This is a genomic window from Chloroflexota bacterium, assembly GCA_018648225.1.
Taxonomy (GTDB): domain Bacteria; phylum Chloroflexota; class Anaerolineae; order Anaerolineales; family UBA11858; genus NIOZ-UU35.
In genome coordinates this window covers 1-21,415 of sequence record JABGRQ010000045.1, presented here as the reverse complement: position 1 = coordinate 21,415, position 21,415 = coordinate 1, and the positions used below count along the sequence as shown (strand labels likewise).

19 protein-coding genes, 1 tRNA gene and 2 pseudogenes are annotated in these 21,415 nt (G+C 53.6%); 11 read left to right on the top strand and 11 right to left on the bottom strand.

All coding sequences use genetic code 11. From position 1 onward, the window contains the following. The 3 genes and pseudogenes from HN413_02435 (at nucleotide 1) to HN413_02425 (ending at nucleotide 2,120) form a co-directional block, all read left to right on the top strand. Nucleotides 1-260 (top strand): annotated as a pseudogene (locus HN413_02435) (DUF362 domain-containing protein). A 166-nt stretch (nucleotides 261-426) separates the two neighbouring features. Continuing rightward, nucleotides 427-1,410, top strand: coding sequence for a flippase-like domain-containing protein (locus HN413_02430; GenBank protein ID MBT3389244.1), 984 nt, complete (start codon nucleotides 427-429; stop codon nucleotides 1,408-1,410). 11 nt (nucleotides 1,411-1,421) lie between these two features. Continuing rightward, a complete protein-coding gene (locus HN413_02425) occupies nucleotides 1,422-2,120 on the top strand; it encodes a PHP domain-containing protein (GenBank protein ID MBT3389243.1) in 699 nt (232 codons plus the stop codon). A 43-nt stretch (nucleotides 2,121-2,163) separates the two neighbouring features. Here the strand turns inward: HN413_02425 and HN413_02420 are convergent, their stop codons facing one another. From HN413_02420 to HN413_02385, 8 genes are all read right to left on the bottom strand, one after another. After that, complete coding sequence (locus HN413_02420; GenBank protein ID MBT3389242.1) at nucleotides 2,164-3,360, bottom strand: glycosyltransferase family 4 protein; 1,197 nt, start codon at nucleotides 3,358-3,360, stop codon at nucleotides 2,164-2,166. Beyond that, nucleotides 3,357-4,472 carry a glycosyltransferase gene (locus HN413_02415; protein ID MBT3389241.1) on the bottom strand — a complete coding sequence of 372 codons (1,116 nt, stop codon included), beginning with the start codon at nucleotides 4,470-4,472 and terminating at the stop codon, nucleotides 3,357-3,359. The genes HN413_02420 and HN413_02415 overlap by 4 nt, the downstream gene beginning before the upstream one ends. A gap of 1 nt (nucleotide 4,473) precedes the next feature. After that, nucleotides 4,474-5,238 (bottom strand): FkbM family methyltransferase, encoded by a 765-nt coding sequence (locus tag HN413_02410; protein MBT3389240.1) that lies wholly within the window; start codon nucleotides 5,236-5,238, stop codon nucleotides 4,474-4,476. A gap of 372 nt (nucleotides 5,239-5,610) precedes the next feature. Then, the gene (locus HN413_02405) at nucleotides 5,611-6,639 is read right to left on the bottom strand and encodes a glycosyltransferase family 4 protein (GenBank protein MBT3389239.1); all 1,029 of its coding nucleotides are present in this window, start codon (nucleotides 6,637-6,639) and stop codon (nucleotides 5,611-5,613) included. Then, nucleotides 6,636-7,073: a serine acetyltransferase gene (locus HN413_02400; GenBank protein ID MBT3389238.1), complete on the bottom strand. Its 438-nt coding sequence runs from the start codon at nucleotides 7,071-7,073 to the stop codon at nucleotides 6,636-6,638. Before HN413_02400 ends, HN413_02405 begins: the two co-directional genes overlap by 4 nt. Before the next feature lie 97 nt (nucleotides 7,074-7,170). Next, a complete protein-coding gene (gene wecB, locus HN413_02395; GenBank protein MBT3389237.1) occupies nucleotides 7,171-8,277 on the bottom strand; it encodes a UDP-N-acetylglucosamine 2-epimerase (non-hydrolyzing) in 1,107 nt (368 codons plus the stop codon). A 3-nt stretch (nucleotides 8,278-8,280) separates the two neighbouring features. Next, nucleotides 8,281-9,633 (bottom strand): nucleotide sugar dehydrogenase, encoded by a 1,353-nt coding sequence (locus tag HN413_02390; protein ID MBT3389236.1) that lies wholly within the window; start codon nucleotides 9,631-9,633, stop codon nucleotides 8,281-8,283. Between the two features lie 59 nt (nucleotides 9,634-9,692). Continuing rightward, nucleotides 9,693-11,378: a glutamine--tRNA ligase/YqeY domain fusion protein gene (locus HN413_02385; protein MBT3389235.1), complete on the bottom strand. Its 1,686-nt coding sequence runs from the start codon at nucleotides 11,376-11,378 to the stop codon at nucleotides 9,693-9,695. Between the two features lie 246 nt (nucleotides 11,379-11,624). Here HN413_02385 and HN413_02380 point away from each other — a divergent pair. The 5 genes and pseudogenes from HN413_02380 to HN413_02360 all read left to right on the top strand — a co-directional run bounded on the left by HN413_02380 (nucleotide 11,625) and on the right by HN413_02360 (nucleotide 16,318). Continuing rightward, nucleotides 11,625-12,500 (top strand): annotated as a pseudogene (locus tag HN413_02380) (amino acid ABC transporter substrate-binding protein). A gap of 24 nt (nucleotides 12,501-12,524) precedes the next feature. Continuing rightward, a complete protein-coding gene (locus HN413_02375; protein ID MBT3389234.1) occupies nucleotides 12,525-13,460 on the top strand; it encodes a BMP family ABC transporter substrate-binding protein in 936 nt (311 codons plus the stop codon). 208 nt (nucleotides 13,461-13,668) lie between these two features. After that, a complete protein-coding gene (locus HN413_02370) occupies nucleotides 13,669-14,562 on the top strand; it encodes a phosphate/phosphite/phosphonate ABC transporter substrate-binding protein (GenBank protein MBT3389233.1) in 894 nt (297 codons plus the stop codon). Between the two features lie 129 nt (nucleotides 14,563-14,691). Beyond that, on the top strand, nucleotides 14,692-15,576 hold the full coding sequence (locus tag HN413_02365; GenBank protein MBT3389232.1) for an amino acid ABC transporter permease: 885 nt from the start codon (nucleotides 14,692-14,694) through the stop codon (nucleotides 15,574-15,576). Next, nucleotides 15,569-16,318 carry an amino acid ABC transporter ATP-binding protein gene (locus HN413_02360; GenBank protein ID MBT3389231.1) on the top strand — a complete coding sequence of 250 codons (750 nt, stop codon included), beginning with the start codon at nucleotides 15,569-15,571 and terminating at the stop codon, nucleotides 16,316-16,318. The genes HN413_02365 and HN413_02360 overlap by 8 nt, the downstream gene beginning before the upstream one ends. 75 nt (nucleotides 16,319-16,393) lie before the next feature. Here HN413_02360 and HN413_02355 read toward each other — a convergent pair. After that, nucleotides 16,394-16,475, bottom strand: a tRNA-Leu gene (locus tag HN413_02355). A 115-nt stretch (nucleotides 16,476-16,590) separates the two neighbouring features. Here HN413_02355 and plsX point away from each other — a divergent pair. From plsX to HN413_02340, 3 genes are read left to right on the top strand one after another with little or no spacing between them, the layout of a single operon-like run. Then, nucleotides 16,591-17,604: a phosphate acyltransferase PlsX gene (gene plsX / locus HN413_02350; GenBank protein MBT3389230.1), complete on the top strand. Its 1,014-nt coding sequence runs from the start codon at nucleotides 16,591-16,593 to the stop codon at nucleotides 17,602-17,604. Next, nucleotides 17,601-18,848: a beta-ketoacyl-ACP synthase II gene (fabF, locus tag HN413_02345; GenBank protein ID MBT3389229.1), complete on the top strand. Its 1,248-nt coding sequence runs from the start codon at nucleotides 17,601-17,603 to the stop codon at nucleotides 18,846-18,848. The genes plsX and fabF overlap by 4 nt, the downstream gene beginning before the upstream one ends. Before the next feature lie 9 nt (nucleotides 18,849-18,857). Further along, the gene (locus HN413_02340; GenBank protein MBT3389228.1) at nucleotides 18,858-19,553 is read left to right on the top strand and encodes a hypothetical protein; all 696 of its coding nucleotides are present in this window, start codon (nucleotides 18,858-18,860) and stop codon (nucleotides 19,551-19,553) included. A 91-nt stretch (nucleotides 19,554-19,644) separates the two neighbouring features. Here HN413_02340 and HN413_02335 read toward each other — a convergent pair whose 3' ends face one another. Both HN413_02335 and HN413_02330 read right to left on the bottom strand, forming a co-directional pair. Continuing rightward, nucleotides 19,645-20,700: a helix-turn-helix domain-containing protein gene (locus HN413_02335; protein MBT3389227.1), complete on the bottom strand. Its 1,056-nt coding sequence runs from the start codon at nucleotides 20,698-20,700 to the stop codon at nucleotides 19,645-19,647. A 68-nt stretch (nucleotides 20,701-20,768) separates the two neighbouring features. Further along, entirely contained in the window at nucleotides 20,769-21,287 is a 519-nt protein-coding gene (locus HN413_02330; protein MBT3389226.1) for a hypothetical protein, read from the bottom strand. Between the last annotated feature and the right edge of the window lie 128 nt (nucleotides 21,288-21,415).

The window sequence follows — 21,415 nt, the reverse complement described above, 5'->3', positions numbered from 1 at the left end:
GGAACTTCGTCCAGGAAGATACCTTTGCCAGCCGCGGCCAAAAGATGATCTATCATGGCCCGCTTAAACCCCTCGAAAAAGTGTTGCTGCAAAGCCCACTGGTGCCGTGGTCGTTCTTCGCCAGCAACTTCTACCATAATGTCTATTGGTATCCCTTTGTAGGCCGCCAGCGAGTAGCTTCGGCGCTGCCAACGAAGTGGGGCCAACTCTTCAAACAATACGGTGACGGCGAAGTCGTCATGCCCGGCATGGAACCCAAAACCGTCGCCCAAGCCGTCGCCGGGTTGACAATTTTAGCTGCAAGTGCGTTGGGGTTGGCTTATCTGTTGGGCAATCAAAAGTAGATCATTTTTTTGACCACAAAGGCGCGAAGGTGTGTTAGTTTTTTCTTCGTGTCTTGTGCCTTTGTAGTGGTCTATCAATTACATGACTTCCAACTCCCAGCAATCCCTCACTCGCCGCATGCTCTACGGTCTGCTTTTCGGCTTTCTGGTGATGCTGGCGCTGACGCTCGCCGGAGATATTCGTCAGGTCGGTACTCAGGTACTCGGTTTCCGCTGGGCGTTCTACCCCGCAGTATTGCTGCTAACCTTATTTAACTACTTGTTGCGCGGCCTGAAGTTTCACTACTATCTGCGGCAGATCGGCGCAAAAGAAATTTCCATCGCCGAAAGTTTTCATCTCTTCGTGGCCGGATTCCCGTTGGCGGTGACTCCCGGTAAAGTCGGCGAAGCTCTTAAGGGAATCTGGATTCACCAGCAGACCGGGCAATCGACGGCACGCGGCATCTCGGTTGTCGTAGCCGAGCGCATCAGCGACGGCCTGGCTGTGCTGTTACTTTCCACCCTGGGCGCGATCGCCTACCCGAAATATTGGCCTGCCTTCGCCGCTATTCTGATCGTTTTGATAGGCATCATCATCGTCTCGCAGATTCGCCCATTGGCGCTAACCCTGCTCGATCTGGCAGCAAAACTCCCATTGGTCAGGCGCATCGCCCCGGGGCTGCGCGAATTCTACGAGGGCAGCTTCGCCCTCTTCAACCCACTGACCACATTGGTTGCCGTCGGCCTGGGGACACTCTCCTGGTTGGGCGAAGGCATCGGCTTCTATCTCATCCTGATTGGTCTCGGAGTAGCTCCTAGCTGGGAAACGCTCTCGATTGCCATTTTCGTACTGGCCTTCTCGACGATCGTCGGGGCAGCATCGGCACTACCCGGTGGATTGGGCGCCGCCGAGGCCTCCATCGCCGGGATGCTGGCTTTGCTGCTGGGTATCCATGCAGATATAGCTGCCGCGGCTACCTTATTGATCCGCTTTGCTACGCTGTGGTTCGGCGTAGCCCTCGGGCTTGTGGTTTGGGTTTTCTCGCGAGAGTTGTTGGGGCTAGGTAATTCGGGATCAGACAACTAGGACGAATTCCCATGAACAAATCCCTAATCCCTAATCGCCAATCAACCAATTACCTGCTCACCGACTTCCACGTACACACCATCCATTCACCTGACAGCCTGACCACACTCGAAAAACTCCTGGCGGCCTGCCGTCGCAAAAAAATTGATCGAATTATCGTCACCGACCACAACACCATCCGCGGTGCGCTGGAAGCCAAAGCGCTGGACCCTGAGCGCGTGATCGTTGGGGAGGAAATACTAACCAGCGAGGGCGAAATTCTGGCCGCCTTCGTGAAAGAAGAAATCCCTGCCGGGTTATCACCAGAAGAAACCATCGCCCGCCTGAAGGCACAGAATGCCTTTATTAGCATCTCGCATCCCTTCGACTTGCGCCGCAAGGGACACTGGCGCGCAGAAGCATTGCTCGAAATTCTCCCGCGGATTGACGCCATTGAAACCTTCAACGCACGCTGCACGCTGCCGCGCTTCAACCGGCAGGCGCAGCGCTTCGCCAAAGAACACAATCTGCCCGGCACTTATGGCTCCGACGCGCACGCGGCGTTCGAAATCGGGCGCGGCGCGCTGTATCTGCCACCCTTCGATGATGCGGATTCACTACGCGTCGCGCTAGAACAGGCTATCAGCGTTCCCCTACGGCTTTCTTCGCCTCTGGTGTATATTTTTTCGCGTTACGCCGTGTGGAAAAAGACGAACAGAATATTTACATAAGGAAGCCAGGAAACCAAGAAAAATTCCTGTATTCCTGATTTCCTCAAACGAATTCCTGATAAAACCGCTCAGCCTGCGCCATCACCGCCCCATATTCGGCGCGCTCAACTATCATTTGCATGTTAATCTCCCGCGCCCGCGCCCGCAGCTCCGGGTCTAGCAAGGCCGTCCCAATCGCCTCGGCCAGCGCATGCGGGTCGCCGGAGTCCACCAAAAAGCCGTTCTCCCCATCCCGAATCCACTCCCGCAACGAAGGAATATCCCCCACAATCGGAAAACAGCCACAAGCCAGTGCTTCCAGCAACGTGTTCGGCGTGCCATCGTGCTCGGTGATCGAAAGTACAATCTGCGCCTGACGATAGGCATCCGCCATTTGAACGCGGCTAAGACGCGGCAGCAGGCTCAAAGATTCGCCTGCCCCCAAACGGGATGCCCAGGACTCCGCCTCGGGTTGATTCTGCATGGAGGGGCAGATAAATTTAACCCCAGGGTGACGCGCCAAAACACGCGGCACGGCCTCGAAAAAGGTATCCGAGCGCACATAGGCCCGCAGCCCGCGCGGATTGATGATGATTCCCCCCTCTCCCTTCAGGGAGAGGGGCCGGGGGTGAGGGCCAGGATAAAACACATCCATCTGAATGCCGCCCGCGCCGGGAAGTACAACGCCAGGTTTATTAGCAGAAAAACCCAATTTACCAGCCAAATCCAGATCGCGCTGACAATCGGTGTGCAGCGCGTCGGCGCGTTGCAGAGCTAATTTCGTCAGACGAGCCAGACGAAGTGTGGCTGGGGCGTGCAGCGTAAAATCATTACCCCAGACGGAAACGAGCAGAGATGGCTCTTCGACTTCGCTCAAGGCCAACGCAGCGAGCATCCCCTCGTATGGAATTCGCATGGCGTGAATCAGATCGGGCTGAAGATGCGCGATGAGCGACTGGAGTTCAGTGGCGGCATTTGGCAAGCTGCGCGGCACGAATTGATGACGTAACCATGTGCGCACGGCAGGCGTGGCAATCGCACGCGTCAGGCGGCTTTTTAGGCTACCGCGGCCTGAAACAACAGAACCCTGTTCCACCGCTCCGCTAAAAGCTACCGGAATTATAGTCAGGGAGGCCAGTTGCAAATCTGGCTGACAGGGATAAAGCGAGGCCAGATGGACTTCGTGGCCTTGATCTACAAAATATTGTATCCAGTTGAGGGCAATCGGCGAGCGCCCATCGGCGATAAAAAGTAGTTTCACAGGAAGTTTAATGCCTTCACAAACGAGTTGACCATTTGCTCTAAATTTATTTCTTCTCGCGTGATGCGATAGGATTCGGCACCCATCGTCCGCAGGCGGTGTATATCACCGAGGGCCTCCAGCAAAACCGCACTAAAGGCATTTTGATCGCCGGGTGATACCTGCCAGCCGTTGGCTGGACGCACCAGATCGTCTTGTGTGCCGTCGCCTTTGGCAACAACTACAGGCAGTCCGTAGCTCATGGCCTGTTGCACAGCCAGGCCGCCGGTGCCAGGAAGAGCAAATAAATCTGCGGCGAGGAAATAAGATACCAATTCCGGGCCGTGTTTTGCGCCAGGGAATTCGGCCACGGGATAAATCGCTGCGGCCATAGTCTGGAATTCAGCCCGCGCCGGGCCATCCCCCACAACGATGAGGCGCGGCTGTAGTTTTTTTGGCATTGCGGCACAAGCTTTGAGCAAAATATCGACACGTTTACGCGCCTGTAAGCGCCCTACAAACAACACTGTCGGCTGGCGGTGATATTGCAGCGAGCGCGCTGGCAGATCGAAGACCGGGCGCGCCATGACGGAGTTATGTGCCACAAAGACGCGCTCCGGCGGGATGCCTAAAGCCTTATATTCTGCCGCTCCATTTTGGCTATACGCAAGTATTCCGTCGAGGGATTTCAGGTAGCTTTGGCGACTATATCTCCGCACCGAGGCAAGTATTCCGCTCAGGGGCGGCGCGCCCAACCCCCAGCCGAGTACCGGTCTGCCCTGTTTTTTCATCCAACGAATTGCCAGGCGGTTGCTCCAGTAGCGCGGGTTGGCTTCCACAATCAACATGTCCGGGTTCGCCAGTTCCAGCCAATCCACTACCCCGGCTTGCCAGCAGAGATAGAATTTTGTCGATGGATCGCTGAAATGACGGTTGCGCGCCGGAGTATATCCGGCTTGTGTCAGGCCTTCGGCGGCAGCAATACCCTCCACGTTAAGGGGTTGACCCGCGAAAAGACTGAGACCGCCCGCACAAGAATGTGCCAACAGGTCAAAAAATGGGGCGCGGTAGGCGGGGAGAACACGCTGCTGAAGAGCGAGGCGACCAGGGAAGACAGGAGTTTTAGGTTGCATATTACAGGTTGGCAGGTTGCGCAATCAGATATGCCTTCCAATCTAGTTCGTCCAGCGACGCTATAATCGGATAGCCTTTTTGCATCCGGGCAATTTTGTAGCCAGCGGCGGTGAGGGTCTCCCAGGCGAGGCGGGCGGCTTCCGGGCCATGAAGTTCGAGAAATATCAGCGGGCGGGCTTCGGCCAGCAGGCGCTTCATACCGGGCAGCGCCAGCACTTCGCCGCCTTCGATGTCCATTTTGATGATGTGAGGAGCGGGGTTGCTGTGTGTATAGACAAATTCATCCAGCGAGATACCAGGGACTTCAACGGATTCGGCGTATGCAGCCTGACGGCCAGCAGAACCGGCGGCCTTGCCCATATCGTCCGAGGGGCCAATCAGGAAGCGGACGGGGGCTGAGGCGGCTCCGACTGCCGCGTGAATGGTCTGTACTCGAGGGGTCAGACTGTTTAGGGCAATATTGTTACGCAATCGTTCAATATTGGCAGGCAAAGCTTCAAAAGCGATAACGCGCCCGGCTTCACCGACGGCGCGCGCCAGCATCAAACTGATATAGCCCACATTGGCGCCAACATCGTAGGCTATCCAGCCGGGTTGAACGAACTGTCGCACAGCATTTTGCAATTCGGTTTCGTAGGCTCCCAGCCAGTAGTCTTTTTCACTTTGCAGGTCGAGACGCATTTTCATTCCGGCCAGCGCCCCAGCGGAGATTTCAATCTCAGTCAGGCCGGTGGGCGCGGCGCGATTCAAAGAGCCGCGGATCAATCTCGCCAGAGGGGCGAAGCGATAAAACCCACTTTTGAATGAAGTGGGTAAAATTCTTGAGAATAATGCAGCTAAATTCAGGAACGATCTTTTTACCACGAAGCACACATTGTTTTTAATCGCGCACGAAAGTGCGCCCAAGAACTTTCTGTGAAGTCCGGTGCAAAGCACTTTTCTCTGCGGTTTTCATCCGAAATTAACCTGCAAAAGTGGTTCGCGCCTGGTTTCATCATGCTTTTCAGACAGTTTCTAGCTGAACACGCTCGTGTCCGATTATGAATAGTTTCCTACTTCTTTACCACAAAGGCTCGAAGACACGAAAAAAATACGAAGTTTCCTTTGTGCAACTTTGTGACTTTGTGTCTTCGTGGTTCAATATTCAAGCGCGCGCAAATAACCATCAACCATCGCGTCCAGATCGAAGGCGGCCTCGGCGCGAACGCGGGCGGCAGGGCGGAATTTTTCCTGATGCAATAATATCTCAACAGCAGCTTCGGCCAGTGCGGAGATGTCGGGTTTATCCAACTTCCAGGGGTCGCCACCATAGGGGACAACGCGCCCGGAATCGCCGGTGACGAGTTCGACCAGCGCACCGGTATCAAAAGCCAGTACGGGCAAGCCGCAAGCCAGGGCTTCAATAACCGAGTTTGGGCAGGCGGCATTAATATCGCAAGCGTAGAGCAGGTGCGCGGCGCGGTCCATTTCGGGAATTTGTTCTGTGGGAAGTTGCCCCACCCAGGTGACACGGTTCGCAGTGCGCTGCTGCCACTTCTGTTTGAGGTTTTCACTGACCCTTCCTACCACAGTCAGCTCAACGGTCTTACCAAGCGTTTGCCTATACGCAGTATTGAGCACATCCAGTAATGCTATCGCACTCTCCAGACCCAACTCGTAGCCACCGGACAATGACCCTTCAACAAGCAATAATTTATAGGTTGAAGATTGCAGATTGAAGGTTGAAGCCGGTGAATAAATATCCAGATCAACGCCATTGTAGACAATCGAACTGGATACAGGCGCGGGGCCATAGACACGCTGCCACCAATCTCGGGAAAATTCGCTCTGATAGACGATATGGTCAGCGATGCGCATGCGGATGAAATTCAGATTCCAGTTGCCGTAGACGGAGCGCAGATAGTGCCGTACCCCCGTGCGCAATTTTCGATGCAACCAATTCATCCCGTTTAGGCGTTGAACGATGCGCGCACCGCGGCGTTTGGCCTGCATCAGACCGAGCAGGTCGCGCGTACCGCCGATGACGAGCAATGCGTCGGGAGTCGGGCGTCGAGAGTCGGGCGTGACGTCAATACCGCGCGACTGGAGGCCAGTGGTGAATTTTGCACGAAACGAAACCATCCCGCCGACGCCGTGGACATGAGGAACAACCGCAATGCGCTTCACGACTTACGTTTCCCCACACAACGCGCCGGGATGCCTGCCCAAATTTCATTCTCGCTGGCGGATTGAAGCAAAACGGCATTCGCTCCGATAACCGTCCCCTGCCCCACTCGCAGGACGCCTTCTTTGCATAGCACTTTGCAGCCCGGCGAGAGAATGACATCATCTTCAATCACGATGCTTTCAAAGCGCGATTGACCCGCCGGGCGGTAAATGTCGGCGCGGCCAATGGTCACACCCGGATAGATTTTAACGCGGTTGCCGATTTTGGCATGGCGATGAATAACAATCCCAAATCCGCCGTGGGCAATTTCCAAATCGGCACCAATCTCAACCGAGCGCGGAATCTCCAAACCCAATAGTTTAAGCGCGTAGTATGCGAACGCGCCAAAAAGGGGATTTTTACGCAAATACGTCAGGCGGGTGATGAAGTCCATAGGGTTGCGTCAACTCTCCTGAGTTGACATGCGCTTGGGTCGCCAGCGACAGCTCCCCAGCGCGAAGGTTGGCAGGTTATTCATCATTCTACATTCATCATTCATATTTCAGAATTGCATCCACAATGCGCTCGGCGGCGCGACCATCGCCGTAAGGATTGGCAGCGCGCGACATGGCTTCGTGGGCGGCAGGATCATCGAGCAGGCGGCTGGCTTCATCCAAAATGCGCTGCGCATCCGTACCCACTAACCGCACAGTTCCTGCTTCAACGCCTTCGGGTCGCTCGGTGACTTCACGCATCACCAGCACCGGAATACCCAAACCGGGGGCCTCTTCTTGCAGGCCACCGGAATCGGTTAATACCAGTGTGGCGCGCTTAAGCAAATGCACAAGAGGCAAATAATCCAGCGGAGGCATCAAGGTGATATTGGGTATGTTGCCAAGCAGTCGATAAACTGGCTCCTGCACGTTAGGATTGAGATGAACAGGGTAGAAAATCCGCACATTCAGGTACTTCTCGGCCAACTGGCGCAGGGCAGCACAGATTTGCTCTAGAGACTCACCGAAATTTTCGCGGCGGTGGGCGGTGACAAGGATAAGACGTTTAAGGTTGAAAGTTGAAGGTTGAAGGTTCAGCGCATCCAGGTCAAAAGATTGTTTAGAAACCCAATGCAGCGCGTCGATAACCGGATTGCCGGTAACGAAGATATTTTCGGCGAGAATGTTCTCGCGCAGCAGGTTTTGACGCGACCACTCAGTGGGGGCAAAGTGCAAATCGGCGGTGACACTGGCGACGCGGCGATTAACTTCTTCAGGGAAGGGCTGCCATTTATCGCCGGTGCGCAGGCCCGCTTCGACATGCCCGACCTTGATGCGCCGATAATATGCCGATAGGGAGGCTGCCATCACCGTGGTGGTATCGCCCTGTACGAGTATCCAATCGGGCTGAAGGTCAGCCAGCACGGAATCAAGCGAAGTAAAAACGCGCGCCGTAAGCTCAGCAAGCGTTTGACCGGGCTGCATTAAGTCGAGATCAATATCCGGGACAATATCGAATAGATCAAGTACCTGATCGAGCATCTCTCGGTGTTGAGCGGTGACACAAACGCGCGACTCTACCCCGGGGGTGCGCTCCAGTTGACGTACAATGGGGGCCATTTTTATGGCCTCAGGTCGGGTGCCGAAAATGGATAAAATTCGCAATTTTCAATTTCCTACGCCGAGGCGGATCACCCTAAACCCGGCGCGCTCCCAGAGCGGAGCGTCCCACAGGTTGACAGTATCCACTACGAGCCGCGCGTTCGTTTGCGCAGCCACAACCTCGGGGGTAAGTTCGCGCAAGGGGGTATGCGCCACCAAGAGCAGCAGCAAGTCGCTCCCCTGCAACGCAGAATCCAGGCTGGGGGCGAGTTGAATCCCCGGCAGGTTAGCATCCAGCTTAAAAGGCTCATAAGCGGTCACAGTTGCACCATCGGCCATCAGCAAACGGACCACATCCACCGCCGGGCTTTCGCGCAGATCATCCACATCGGGTTTGTAGGCCAACCCCAACGCGGTAATCTTCTTGCACTTAAGCTCTCCGCCCAGGGCGCGGCGCACAAGCCGAACCACAAATTGCGGCTGGGCATCGTTAACATTGCGGGATGTGTGAATCAGCGGAGCCAAGTCGGGCGCAGCTTCGACTAAAAACCAGGGGTCAACACTGATGCAATGGCCGCCCACACCAGGGCCAGGACGCAGGATTTCGACGCGCGGATGGCGATTGGCTAACGCGATCGCTTCCCAAACGTCGATACCAAAGCGGTCGGCCAGCCGGGCAAATTCATTGGCAATCGCGATATTGACATCGCGGTAGGTGTTCTCCATCAACTTGACCATCTCGGCGGTTGTGGCCGTGGTCTGGATGATGTCGCCGCGCACGAATATGGCGTAAAGATCGCGGGCCGCGTCGGAGGACGCCTGGGTAACGCCGCCAACCACGCGGGCGTTTTCGATCAGTTCACGCAATATTTGTCCTGGGAGGACGCGCTCCGGGGAATAAGCCAGATGGAAATCATCGCCAGCTTTGAGGCCGGAGCGCTCGAGGATTTCGCTGACCAGGCCGGTGGTGGTTGCGGGCGGCGAGGTGGATTCCAGCACAACCAGGTTGCCGCGCCGCAACCAGGGAACGATGGCTTCGGCGGCAGAGATGACGTAGGATAGATCGGCTTTGGGAAAGTCGGTGGGAGGTTGAAGGTTGAAGGTTGAAGGCTGGGCAGTTTGTGAACCTTCAGCCTTCAACGTACTCTCTTCAACTTTAAACGGCGTGGGGACGGCGATCACAAAAGCATCGGCTTCCTGAGGCGCTTCAGAAATGACGAGATTGCCCGATTTGAGCGCCGCCTGTACGAGCGTGCGCAAACCCGGTTCGTGGATGTGCAGGCCGCCGTTTTGAAGGGTAGCAACGACCTGCGGGTTGACATCCACCCCAATCACTTTAACGCCATGTGTGGCAAACGTGCTCGCCGTGGGCAGGCCAATATAGCCCAGGCCGAGGACGCAAATCTGTTTGAATTTCATGGTTACTCCGGGGAAGCAGGCAATTGGGGCTTCGGAATCAGGCGCTCAATCCCAAGCGTCTAATTACCCTTCCGTATCTTTGCCCAGGTATCGCGCAAAGCGATGGTGCGGTTAAAGACTAACGCGTCCGCCGTCGAGTCTAAGTCGGCGCAGAAATAACCGCGGCGCTCAAACTGACAGCGATAACCGGGCTGCGCATCGGTTAGGGCAGGTTCGGCCTTGCACTCCGTAAGAATTTGAAGCGAATCGGGGTTGATATAATCAGTGAAGTCTTTGCCTTCTTCGGCTTTCATCGGGTCTTCAACAGTGAACAGGCGGTCGTAGAGGCGCACTTCGGCGTTCACGGCGTGCTGTGCGGAAACCCAATGCAATGTGCCCTTCACGCGGCGACCATCGGGGGCGTACCCGCCGCGGGTCTCGGGGTCGTAAGTGCAGTGGACTTCAATGACTTCGCCGTTTTCATCGTTGATATGATGTTCATATTTGATGAAGTACCCATAGCGTAAACGCACTTCGCGGTCTGGTCCCAGGCGGAAGTATTTGCGGGGCGGATCTTCTCGGAAGTCTTCGCGCTCGATGTAGAGTTCACGCGAGAACGGAACCTGACGCGTGCCGGCATTTTCGTCCTCGGGGTTGTTGACAGCCTCGAGAAGTTCAGTTTGCCCCTCGGGGTAATTCGTAATTACCACTTTGAGCGGATTCAATACAACCATGCGTCGCTCGACTCGAATATTCAAATCGGAGCGAATCGTGGCCTCTAACAGGGCAATATCCACCATATTATAATTTTTGGCAATCCCAATTTTTTCGATGAATTCAATAATTGCCTCAGGCGTGTACCCGCGCCGACGCATCCCCCGCAAGGTGGGCATACGCGGGTCATCCCAGCCGGTTACCAACCCTTCATCCACCATGCGGCGCAAAAAACGCTTACTAAGAACCGTGTAACTTAAATTCAGCCGGGCAAATTCGATCTGGCGTGGCATAAATTCACCCAACTGTTCCAGAAACCATTCGTATAAAGGACGATGGGCTTCATAGCCAACATCGCAGAACGAATGCGTTATTTTTTCCATCGAATCATTCTGCCCGTGCGACCAATCGTACATGGGATAAATGCACCATGCTGTGCCCGTACGGTGGTGCGGCGGTTCGTGAATGATGCGATACATAGCCGGGTCGCGCAGATTAATATTGCCGGATGCCATATCGATTTTGGCGCGCAAAATCCGACTACCATCGGGGAATTCGCCGTTTTTCATGCGCTCGAGTAGATCCAGATTTTCGTCAACAGAGCGTTCGCGGTAGGGGCTGTTTACTCCGGGTTCAGTTAATGTGCCTCGATTCTGGCTGACCTCTTCGGGCGTCTGATCGTCCACATAGGCTTTCCCGGCCTTTATGAGGCGGACCGCCCAGTCATACAGGTCGTCAAAATAATCCGAAGCATAAAATTCGCGATCAGCCCAATCAATTCCAAGCCAATGAGCATCTTCTTTGATGGCCTCTACGAATTCGGTTTCCTCTTTCGCTGGATTCGTATCATCAAAACGCAAATTCAACTCGCCACCAAAATCTTTAGCAACCAGATAGTCGATCAAAAAAGCTTTTGCATGACCAATATGCAAATAGCCATTGGGTTCGGGTGGCAAGCGGGTGCGCACATAATCGTAACGTCCGCTTGCCAGGTCTTCTTTTACCGCTTCGCGTATAAAATCAGTAGAAATCGTAGCATCTTCTGGAGTCATTCTATTTGTTGCCTCATCCACAAAAATTAGCTTTTATCGGGGCAATTTTAGCACATTGATGCTATATAAGTAATTGATTGTCAAAAAAAGTTCAGTGGCGCGGGCATACGTATTGTAAAAAAGTATGAGAAATCTAAAAATATAAAAAATCCCTCTTGCATATTTCAGCATCTTCGTCTATCCTCTATTAGTTGGGGAATGCCCCAATAAACGTTAATCTTTTCAAGTAAAAGGAGAGAAGAAAAAATGAAAAGAATCATGTGGATCCTGACGCTGCTCCTAGCAGCAAGCCTCGTACTGGCCGCCTGTGGAACTCCCGCAGAACCGGCTCCCGAGGAAGCCGCCCCTGTAGAAGAAGCTGCTCCCGTTGAAGAAGAAGCTGCTCCTGCTGAAGAAGAAGCTGGCTTGCCCGATCTGGCTGGACGCGAAGTCACCGTAGCCATCGAAAATGCCTACTTGCCCTTCAACTACATTGACCCCGAAACCGGCGAAGGCGCTGGCTGGGACTATGAAGTTTGGAACGCCATCTGCGAATTGCTCAACTGCACCCCCGTGTATGTTGAAGCTGCGTGGGAAGGCATGATCCAGGCTGTTGCTGATGGTCAATTTGATGCTGCTGCCGATGGTATTACCATCACGGCAGATCGCGCTGAAATCGTCGATTTCTCGATGGGCTATGTAGCCATTGAACAACGCCTGTTAGTGCGTATCGATGAAGATCGCATCGAAAGCATTGAAGACATCGTCAATGACGAAGAACTCAAGCTTGGCACCCAAACTGGCACCACCAACTACGAAACCGCATCCCAGTTCTTGGCCGAAGAGCGTATTTCTGCCTTCGAGCAATTCCCCTTCGCTGTCCAGGCGCTTATCGCTGGCGACATCGATGCCGTGATTATGGATGAAACTGCTGGTCAGGGATACATGGGCGAAAACGCCGATGTCCTCAAGCTGGTTGGCCCTTCACTTTCCAGTGATGAATTGGGCTTCATTTATCCTAAAGGCAGTGATCTGGTTGAACCGGTTGACGCCGCGATCATGGAACTAATGCAAAATGGTACCCTGGTTGCTCTCAATGCCAAATTCTTTGGCCCTGATTTCGATGTCACCTATGACGACCTCTTCCCGCCCGAAGAGGAAGAAGCCATGGCTTTCCTGGCCTGTCAGGTAACCGATGTTGGCGGCATTGACGACAAATCGTTCAACGCCACCGCCTGGAAAGGCGTCGAAGATGCGGTAGCCGCTCTGGGCATCGAGGGCAAATACCTCGAGAGCCAGCAGCAGACCGACTATGAAGTTAATATCAACGCTTTCCTCGAAGAAGGCTGTGACCTGATCGTCTCGGTCGGCTTCTTGCTGGGCGATGCGACCGCAGCAGCGGCTGGAGCCAATCCGGATCAGAACTTCGCTATCGTGGATGTCAACTACCTGGAATCGCCAAATCTGTACGGTTCCGGCTTTGCGATCAACGAAGCTACCTTCCTGACTGGCTACCTGGCCGCAGGCATGACCCAGACCGGCACCGTCGCCACCTTCGGCGGCATCAACATCCCGCCCGTGACCATCTTCATGGATGGCTTTGTGCTGGGCGTCGAAGCCTATAACGCCGCTCACGGCACCGAAGTGAATGTACTCGGCTGGGACGTCGCCGCACAAGACGGCCTCTTCGTGGGCAACTTCGAGAGCACTGATGATGGCCGCACCATGGGCGAGAGCCTGATGGATGAAGGCGCTGACGTCATCATGCCTGTTGCTGGCCCCGTTGGCGCTGGCACTCTGGCCGTGATCGAAGAGCGCGGCGCTGGCTGGATCGTCGGTGTCGACAACGACTGGACAGTTTCTTTTGCCAATCAGGCCGATTTCGTTCTGGCAAGCGCCCTGAAGAATATGGACAAATACGTCTATGAAACCATCGAAATGGCGATGAACGGCGAATTCGCTGGCGGTAACTACCTCGGTACGCTGGAGAATGGCGGCGTTGGCCTCGGTTACGGCGGCGTGGAAATCCCCGCTGAACTGCAAGCCGAAATCGAAGCCTTGATCCCCCAGATCATCGACGGCACTGTCGCTACACTCCCCTAGTGGGAACATCAAGATAAATAACAGTTATTGGGAGGGCAATCTCGTGCCCTCCCACCTTTTTTCAGCACCAATGCGGGCGAGAATATAAAGAAAGAGTGCTTTTCTTCATGGATTTTAAAATCAATCGCACCTTGCATTCAACGCCCGTTTTAGATAATATTAACCTGGCAGTTGATCGTAAATTTCTATTCACAAAAAGGAGAAATTAATGAAGAACTATCGTTTATTGATCGTAGTTGCCGTCCTGATGGTTGCAGCTCTCGTGCTGAGCGCCTGTGGGCCGGGAAAATTGGGAACAGAAGAGAACCCGATCGTCTGGGCCGTCGTTCCCTCTGGAGAGACTGAGCGCGTGGTCACCGGCTTTGAAGAAGTCGCCACGATGATCTTTGATCAGACCGGCTTGGTCGTGACCCCATTTGTTGCCACTGAGTATGCTGGCGTCATCGAAGCCATGTGCTCCGACCCCGCCAATGCCCACATGGCATCATTGGCTACTTTCTCGTATATTTTGGCCGCCGAAAAAGGTTGTGCCGAGGCCGGGCTGGTTTCTGTACGCTATGGCAGCGCAGTATACAACGGTCAAATCTTCGTGCGCGCCGATAGCGGCATCGAAACTTTGGCTGATCTGGCTGGCAAGACCTTCTGCCGCCCCGACCCCTTGAGCACCAGCGGTTGGGTTATCCCCAGCATCACCCTCAAGGCTGCTGGCATTGATCCCGACGCTGATCTCGTGATTGTCGATGCCGGTTCCCACGACGCTTCAGTTGCTGGCGTATATAATGGCGACTGCGATGCTGGCTCATCCTATGTGGATGCCCGCTCAACCATCGAAGAAGATCACCCCGATGTGATGGATGTTATCAAAGTCATCGAAATTTCTGCTGACATCCCGAATGATGGCGTGCAGTTCGTATCCGGCTTCGACGCTGAAATTCAGGCTCAACTGGTAGCCGCTCTCCTGGCAATCGCCGAGACCGAAGAAGGTCAGGCTGCTCTGGATACCGCCTACAGCTGGAATGCTCTTGAAGTTCACGACGACACCTTCTACGACCCCTTCCGCCAGGTTCTTGATGCGGCCGGTGTTTCCGTCGAAGATTTCTAACCTGCCAGTGATCGTTGCCAATCGCCCATTGCACTATGTTCAATATGATCGCGACTGGTAATCATTGCAGCAAACAACAAAAACCGGTGTGCGGGGATCATTCCTGCACACCGGTTCTATATAATCTGAATGGAGCGCAACGTGGTCGACAAACCTTTAGTTCCCTCCGGCCCTCTCGACATCGAAGAAGACCCCATATCCTTTGGAACACGCGTAAACGAATTTCCCTGGTGGCTCCTGTCAATATTCCTGATCGCGATTTGGGCATTCTATATCATTTTTACAAACGAAAATTATAACGAAGCATTCAACTTCATCAAAATCGGTCTTCGCATTACCGTCCAGACAGCTCTAACCGCGTATGGATTTGCACTTATCTTGGGCCTCATTACCGGCCTGGGGCGGCTCTCTAAAAATATTTTCTTCAACAACCTGGCCCGGCTCTACGTCGAACTTATTCGCGGCGTGCCTATCCTGGTTCTTATTTTCTTTATCGCGCTCGTTGGTGTGCCAACCATCGTAGATGGCTTAAATAACTTCGGGATATGGCTCACATCCATTGGCGCCAAGCCTCTTGGAGCTATTTTTACAGCTTTCAACAATCAAAATGTGAGCATGAATTCGCGTGCAATTGTGGCGCTATCTGTCACCTATGGTGCTTATCTGGCCGAAATCTTCCGAGCGGGTATTCAATCCATCGAACTTGGGCAGATGGAAGCTGCGCGGTCATTAGGCATGAGCTATGCCCAGGCCATGCGCTATATTATCCTGCCGCAAGCCATCCGCAACGTACTTCCAGCTTTGGGAAATGATTTTGTCGCCATGGTGAAAGATTCATCGCTGGTCTCAGTTCTGGCTGTCCGAGATATTACGCAGGTTTCACGCCTCTACGCCGGAAGTACTTTTCGTTTTCGAGAGGCCTACGTAACGCTCTCTGTGATGTACCTGACTATCACAGTGCTCCTCTCTCTAGGCGTGCAAGTTATCGAAAGGCGGTTACGAGCCAATGACTGACGAAAGAGATAACATTATTGTTATCAAAGACCTCTACAAATATTTTGGCGATGTCAAAGCCCTCAACGGTGTCAGCCTGACAGTAGAGCGCGGCAAAGTTGTGGTCGTCATCGGCCCCAGCGGATCGGGCAAATCGACCATGCTGCGCTGCATCAACCATCTCGAAACCCCCACCAGTGGCGAAATTTTCATTGATGGCGAATTTATGACCAGCGCACCCAAACAACTTAACGCCGTGCGCGCTGAAATCGGCATGGTATTCCAGCTTTTCAATTTATTCCCGCATCTGACCGCTCTCGAAAACATCACCCTGGCACAAAAAGTTGTGCGCGGGCGTTCAAAAGCAGAAGCCACCGAAATCGCTTTGAAACAGCTTCAGCGTGTGGGGATCCCTGAAAAAGCCGATGCCTATCCCCGCAAACTCTCTGGCGGACAACAGCAACGTGTGGCTATCGCCCGCGCCCTGTCCATGAATCCTAAAATCATGCTCTTTGATGAACCTACCAGCGCGCTGGACCCCGAGATGATCAAAGAAGTATTGGATGTGATGCTTGATCTGGCGCGCGAAGGCATGACGATGGTCTGTGTCTCCCACGAAATGGGTTTCGCCCGCTCCGCCGCCGATGAAGTTATCTTCATGGATGACGGGCTGATTGTTGAGCACACCACGCCTCACGGCCTGTTCAACGATCCGCAGCATGACCGCACTAAACTCTTCCTCTCACAAATATTGCAACATTAAGAATTTGCCAATCAAAAAAGAGAGACGATAGTCTGCTTAATAGGCCATCGTCTCTCTTTTTGTTGTTCATGTGTGTGCGCTGGGAGGGGGTCGAACCCTCACGCCTCTCGGCACATGGCCCTCAACCATGCCTGTCTGCCAATTCCAGCACCAGCGCAAACGCATCCGTATTATAATCTTGGGGTTGTAATTGTCAAGTTTTTCGTATTTGGAAAAATCTCCTACCCAGGTAAAAGCTAGGCGGGAGAAGCCCCGAGAATCAGGAGTATTGCATGAGGATTGTATTAGATGCGATGGGCAGCGATGCCTGTCCACATCCCGAAGTGGATGGCGCTATCCAGGCTATCGAAACGTTTGGCGACGAAATTATTCTTGTCGGCAATGATGCCCAAGTCAGGCCATTATTGGAAGCACGCGGGAACCCCAGCAAAATCAGACTGATCCACGCCGAAGAAACCATTACCATGGAAGATAAAGGCCTCAAGTTGGCGCTCAAGGCCAAACGAAAAAATTCCCATACATCAATGGCGATCGGTATGGACCTGGTTAAAAATGGTGAAGCTGATGCCTTTGTCACCGCGGGTAACACTGGCGGTGCTTTAACCACGGCTTATTTCCGTCTGGGCGTGATGGATGGGGTAGAGCGCCCCGGTCTGACAGCAATGGTTCCGACGAAAGATGGTTTTTGTGTAGTGCTGGATATTGGCGCGAATCCGGATTGTAAACCCGAACACCTGCTTCAATTTGGAATTATGGGCAGCGTATATGCGGAAAAAGCCCTGGGCGTGGCGCGCCCCAAAGTAGGTTTACTTTCAAACGGAGAGGAAGCTGGTAAAGGAAACGAACTCGTCAAGGCCGCCTTCCCCCTGCTCCAGGCCAGCACGCTGAACTTCTTCGGTAATATTGAAGGCAAAGAATTATTCGGCGGAGATGTAGATGTAGCCATCACCGATGGCTTCACCGGCAACGTGCTCATCAAAGCCAGCGAGGCGGTTGCCAAGCTGCTTGTGGATGTGCTCAAAGAAGGCATGCTGAGCAGCACACGCACAAAAATTGGCGCGGTGCTGGCAAAGCCTGCCTTTACCGCGCTCAAAGGGATGCTGGACCCTGATGAGATTGGCGCGGCACCTTTATTGGGACTCAACGGCCTGGTATTTGTAGGCCACGGGCGCTCCAATGCCAAAGCCATCTTTTCAGCCATCAAAGCGGCGCGCAGCGCGGTAGACGCTCAACTTGTCGAAGCTATGGGCAGTGCCATCCAGGAACAGTTGCAGCAAATTTCATGAGCCAGTGCCGCGTTGTTATCACCGGCATGGGCGCAATTACCCCCTTAGGCAGCTCTGTCGAAAAATTCTGGCAAGGACTCATCGCCGGACGTTCTGGCGTGCGACGAATTACGCTTTTTGACCCCAGCAATATGCCCTGCCAGATCGCGGGGGAAGTCCCTGATTTCGAAGCGCACGACTTCATGGAGCGCAAGCTGGCCCGGCGCGTTCCTCGCTCGGCACAGATAGGTTTGGCAGCGGCTGTTCAAGCTGTCCAAAATGCAGGATTTTCCGGCTCGATGCCCGAGCCGGAACGCGCCGGGGTGGTTTTTGGCACAGCCATCGGGGGGTTGGATAGTTTTGTTGATGGCATTGAGGTGCTGCACACCCAGGGGCTGGAACGCGTCAGCCCGTTTGTGCTACCGGGTGGAATTCCAAATTTGGCAGCGCATTTAATTTCCATGCGCTTTCAATGCCTGGGACCAAACGCCACCATCACCACAGCCTGCGCCACCGGCACCCAAACCATTGGCGAGGGCGCGGAGTTGATCCGCCGCGGTACTGCCGATGTGGTTATCGCTGGCGGCTGCGAAGCGCTGGTGCGCGAATTTTCTATTGCCGGGTTCTCAGCCATGCGCGCGCTGCCCGTTAATTTCAACGATAACCCAGAGGCAGCCTCACGCCCCTTTGATGCCCGTCGGGAGGGGTTTATTTTTTCTGAGGGAGCCGGAGCGGTTGTACTGGAACGCCTGGAGCATGCCCAGCGCCGAGGAGCCAGAATCCACGCCGAGGTCGTCGGGTACGCCGCTTCCTCCGATGGATTCCACATTGCCCAACCACACCCCGAGGGATCAGGCGCCATCCGCGCCATGCAGTGGTCCCTCCAAAATGCAGGCATCCTCCCCGACGAGATCGACTATATTAACGCACATGGTTCATCCACGCCCATGAATGGCAAGATCGAAACCAAAGCCATCAGGACTGTTTTTGGCGAGCGCGCCGACCAGATTCCGATTAGCTCTACCAAATCTATGATTGGTCACGCTATGGGCGCCTCTGGGACGCTGGAGACGATTGTATGCGCTTTATCTATCAATCAGCAATATATCCATCCAACCATCAACTACGAGTTCCCAGACCCTGCGTGCGACCTTGATTATGTACCCAACACGGGACGGTCATACAGTGTCCGCACGGCACTCACCAATTCTTTTGGTTTGGGCGGGCAAAATGCGTGTCTGGTTGTGAAACGCTTTGAGGAGTAAAATAACGCTATGAATATTATTCGCAACGACAAATCGATTAAACGAAATGCCATGATTGGCAAAGTCACCAGTATTGTCAGTTTGGCGATTCTGGCAGCGGGGATGTATGTCACTTTTAAGATGCCGGAAAAAGTCAGTCTTTCACTCAGCGCATTGTTGATTGGGTTCGTACTCTCGCAAATGGGTATCTACTACACCAATCGCTGGGGGCGCAACCCGCGGCCCGATGAGCAGATTGACGCCGCGCTAAAAGGTTTCAGCAAGCAGTATTTTCTCTATCACTACACCACAGTCGCATCGCATGTGCTGGTTGGGCCTGCAGGCGTTTGGGTGCTATTGCCAAAGCCGCAAAAAGGCACCATCATTTATCATAAAAATCGCTGGAAGAAGCGCGGCGGTGGCGCGCTGGGCGCGTATTTGTCGCTCTTTGCCCAAGAGGGGCTGGGCCGACCCGATATTGAAATTACATCCGAAGTAGATGCGCTAAAACGCGCCTTGCGCAAACAACTCCCTGACGAGCAGGAACTCCCCCTGATCGAGGCCGCGCTGGTTTTCACTCACCCCGATGTAGATATTCAAGCCAACGACGCGCCTTCGCCAACACTCTCGGCGAAAAAATTAAAGGACTTTCTGCGAAAATCGGCTAAAAATAAACCGCTCTCTGCCGACGATATCGAAATGATTGTTGGCGCGCTGGGAGCGTAATTCCCCAAGAGTTTTCAGACAGCTTTAAAAAACGAAGGGCGTCGCAGAAAAAACTGCGACGCCCTTCGTTTTGTTTGGTTATTGACGAGGTTTATCCACCAAGGAAATCTTCGAGGGCCTTTTTGCTGATGCGATAAGCATTGCCCAATTTGCGAGCTTTGAGATCGCCCGCTTCAATGGCAGCAACCACATCTTCTGCGGAAACTTTGAGGAAACCGGCAGCTTCGCCCGGAGTCATCACATCGGGCATCGCGCCAGCAGCGGCAGCGCCACCAGCGGCTGTCTGCTGTTGTCCCTGAGCGCCTGTCATCCCCGACAGGGATTGTTGTAACACATTGCCAACCCCCATACCAGCGCCGATCCCGGCGGTGAGTCCTGCGCCGCCGCTGGGGTTCTGAGCAGCATCACGCATAGCATCTGCTGCCTGCAATTGAGTATAGACATTCATATCGAGCATGCCCATCGCACGCAATTCTTCCGCCGATTTATCGGAAGGTTTGATATTCGAAATGATGAAAGATTTTAGGATCAGCCCCAACGACGAAAAGTGGTCTTGGGCTTTGGCGCGCACACCGGCGCTCATCTCGTTGACCAGACCAATCAACTCCACAACGCTATGCTTGGCAGCCGTCTCGCCCAAAAGATCGGTAATATCCGAAAGCAATACACTCTTCAGGCGCTCTTCGATATCCGAAGTGCGATAGGCGCCCATTGCGCCAACAATTTGGGTAACAAATTGCTGTGGATCGGCCACACTATAGCTATAGGTACCAAAACCTTGCAACAACGCCACACCCAGCCCCATGCCGGGGTTTTGAACGATGATCGGCTGAGGCGTGCCCCATTTGCGATCTACAAATTCGCGCATCGAAACAAAATAGACTTCTGCCGGGAAAGGCGTGCGGTCATTAAAGGCTTTCCCAATGAAGTCAATAATCCGTGGAATATTTGCGGTTGCAATTGTGTGGCGGCCAGGACCAAAGACATCCAGGGCCTGCCCATCACGGAAGAAAACCGCCGCCTGGGATTCGCGCACAATTACTTGTGAGCCAATGCGAAAATCGCCATGTCCGCTTTCCGGAAAGCGTTTCACGATATGGTCTTTCATCTCATCGGCATATTCAATAACATCAAAAATTCTGGCCATCACTTATCCTCCAAATCACATAATTTGAACTCACGCAACTAAGACAGAAAAATACCCAAAAGGGAAATTTACGCTCCCTGCGTCATGACTTCATCGCGCCGGTTGAAAACATCTACACATCGCTGGGCCGCGCCAATAAGGTTGCGGATGGCGGCTGGTAAGCCCTCGCTGCCCGCCGATGCTGCTACATTGTCAATTGCCCGGCCAACTTCATCGACCAGGTCTAGCATGGCGGCATCATATTCGTAGACACGCGCCAACTCTTCCTCGTTGATCTTGGCAGCATCAAAAAATCCGGAATAGCCGTAGGATGCGGTTTTAACTTTATCAATAAAAGTACGCAGCTTGAGCGCGGCCTTCTCCAGATCGTCCAGCACCAACAATTCGCCCTGGCTGACAAAATCGGCCTGAACAGAAGAAACACGCTGCCAAAGCTCTTCAAAGCGATCGGCGATAGTTTCGCGCAATATCTTGTCTGCGGCACGACGATTTTGCCGTTCAATATAACCACCAAATCCGGGAATCTTACCGGCAATCTTCTTGAAAAAATCCTGATCGCCTGTAACTTTATCAAATAAATCAGCCATATCTTCCTCCAGCATGGTACTGTGAAATATTCGTTATTTTCTCTCAACATCAAACTGTTTTCATTATAGCCGCTGAGCAACTAAAAGGCAATGCGTGTAACTACGGAACAAAGTCGTTAACAACTAAT